This window comes from Microbacterium sp. 69-7 (assembly GCF_001897985.1).
Taxonomy (GTDB): Bacteria; Actinomycetota; Actinomycetes; order Actinomycetales; family Microbacteriaceae; genus Microbacterium; species Microbacterium laevaniformans.
In genome coordinates, this window is the sequence record NZ_MKRU01000035.1 from 13959 (window position 1) to 16085 (window position 2127).

Consider the following 2127-nt stretch of genomic DNA (forward strand, 5'->3'; position numbering starts at 1 on the left):
CTCACGACACTTCTCCGGTGTCCGGGTCGAGGTCGCGGTAGAACGCTTCCTCTGCCTCGCGGCGGGCCTGGACGTCGGCCATGACGAACTCCACGAACTCGGCGTCGCGGTCGGTGATCGGGATGTCCTCGATCGGGTCGCCGGGTTCCTCGCCGGGCCAGACAGTCTGCCGGGTGGGACGGTCGTGGTCGAGCCGGGTGCCGCAGGCGGCGACCCATTCGCGGAGCCGCTGGCGGGCGTCGGCGAAGTCGCGGTGCCAGCCGAGCGGTGCGCTGCCGTTCTGGTCCGGGTCGTAGGCGCAGAGCCAGTGAAGGTGCAGCGCGCTCAGCTCCCACAGCAGCTCCGGGTGCATGTGCCAGGCGGGCGGGATCACGGAGGCGGGGAGCCCGTAGGTGTGGCGTAGCCAGTCCACCCAGCGGTTGAGCTCCAACCACTCGGCCTCGGCGTCCTCGGCACTCAGCAGGTTCCAGTTGATCGGGTGCGGCGGCTCGGCGATCAGCGGCTCGTCGTAGCCGTCGTCGTCCATCTGGTCCACATCCGAGTCGGGAACATCGTTCGTCGTGGCGTCGCCACCGGGTTCGTCGGACATGCTGGGCTCCTGTCTGCTCTCCGGCGCCGGTTCGTGCCGGGCCGTTGTGGCGGGCAGGTGCTCCGTGCCGCGACCGGCGTTCAGGTGCCGGAACGACGGAGCAGGGCTTCGATCTCGGCACGGTCGGCGGCGAGCTGGCCGGCGTCGGGACGCTTGGGCCAGGGGTGCAGGTCGGTGACGATCGGGGCCGCGGAGCGCAGCAGCACGATCCCGGTCCCGAACGGGAGCCGGCGGATGCGGTCGGGCGGGAAGATCGGCACCCGGCGCACGGACCGCTGGTTGGAGCGGGTGCCGTGGTCGCCCAGCGTCACGGAGTCGGTGTATTCGTCGCGTTCGCCGACCAAGGCGCTCAGGTCTTGCAGGTCCCGGCTGTTGGAAGCCCCGCCGAGGATGACCTTGACGATCGAGGCGTCCCAGATCGCGTTCGCCTGGTGCTCGTTCCAATTGTCCCGCGCCTGCGCGAGCGATTGGAGCACCGGCATGGTCGTGATCCCCGACCCGCCGCCTTCGGCCATCAGCGTCGGCAGCGACGGCAACGGCGAGAGGTTGGCTATCTCATCCAAGGCCAGCAGCATCGGCGGATCGAGCCGGGCACCGGCCGACCGTGCGGCCAGGCGGCGGGCGGTCTCGATGAGGTCTTCCACGAGCGCGGCGACCAGCGCGGCGCTGGCTCCCGCACCGGACCCGGTTGCCAGCAGGAACAACGTGCCGCGGTCGCGGATGAACGCTTCGGGATCGAAGCCCTCACCGGGGCCGGGCGATACGGCGTCGAGCACGCGCGGGTCCGCGAGGGAGCCGAGAGCCAAGGAGACGCCCTGCCAGATCGAGTCGCGGGTGCGGGGGTCGGAGTCGATCATCGCTTCCAGAGACTCGGCCCACCCGGTCGCAGCCTGCGTGGAGCCGGTCAGGATCGCCACCGCGTCAGCGGCCGCGGTCGGATCGAGAGTCCACCTGAACAGCTCGGCGGGCGGCCGATGGTCGATCGCTGCCGCGTGCAGCAGGGCTTGGAGCGCGGCCCGTGTCTTGCCCTCCCAGAAGCCTCCGCCGTCGACGCCGCCTGCGGACAGGCCGGTGCCGGCGGCGAGCCCGGTGGCGCGGATCATCGCCGTCTGCGGCGACTCGCAGCCCCGGATCGGTGACCAGCGCAGACCGGCGGGCAGACCCTCGGCCAAGTGTTGCGGGTCGAAGATCGCGACGGGGCCGATCCTGCGACGGGCGCGCATGGTCGCGGTGAGGTTGTCCGGCCTGGTCGAGGTGACGACGACGGCGCCGGGCGCGTCGAGGATCGCCGGGATCACCAGATGCAGGCCCTTCCCGGAGCGGGGCGGCCCGATCACCATGATCGAGTCCTCGACCGACGCCCACACGCCGGTGCCCTTGGAGGTGCCGAGCCGGTAGCCCACGTCCGCCGGCTTCGGGTCAGCCAGGCCGGGGCGCAGGTTTCCCGCGCGGCGCAGCAGCGCCTTCTCAGACGCAGCGGCGGCGACTTCGTGCCGTGTGGCGATCCCGGCCATGCGGCGCGGGTCGGTCTCGATCCG

At 71.8% G+C, this 2127-nt stretch carries 2 protein-coding genes; both read right to left on the reverse strand.

Going from position 1 to position 2127, the window contains the following annotated elements; genetic code table 11:
* Nucleotide 1: 1 nt before the first annotated feature.
* A complete protein-coding gene (locus BGN98_RS03500) occupies nt 2-589 on the reverse strand; it encodes a hypothetical protein (protein ID WP_026529680.1) in 588 nt (195 codons plus the stop codon).
* Between the two features lie 80 nt (nt 590-669).
* Nucleotides 670-2127 (reverse strand): type IV secretory system conjugative DNA transfer family protein (locus tag BGN98_RS03505; protein WP_288119593.1); only part of this gene is annotated, 1458 nt, incomplete at its 5' end.